Here is a 247-nt window from a genome sequence, read left to right as displayed (position 1 = left end):
GAACAGCTCCACGACAAGGTGCTGTACGCGGATGCCGACATGAACAAGGCGGACTGGTTGACCGCGGCGGGTTCCATCGTGGGGATCCTCGGGATCGTCGATCTCGGCCAGCTTCACCCGGAACCGGCGGTACGCCGCGCCGACGGCGTCCTCGCCACCTGCCTCCGCGCTCGCACGCACGATCGCCAGGTACGCCGACCGGTCGGCCTGCGTCGGCACCAGCTTGGGAGGCTTGCCGGCCTCGTAC

The 247-nt window shown here is 69.2% G+C and carries 1 protein-coding gene; it reads left to right on the top strand.

Going from position 1 to position 247, the window contains the following annotated elements:
* A partial coding sequence (locus V7E09_RS15320; RefSeq protein ID WP_324523700.1) for a hypothetical protein occupies positions 1-247 on the top strand: 247 nt, incomplete at both ends.

Source organism: Propioniciclava sp., assembly GCF_036744435.1.
GTDB lineage: Bacteria > Actinomycetota > Actinomycetes > Propionibacteriales > Propionibacteriaceae > Propioniciclava.
The sequence above is the reverse complement of the archived record's forward strand: the minus strand, read 5'-3'. Positions and strand labels throughout refer to the sequence as shown.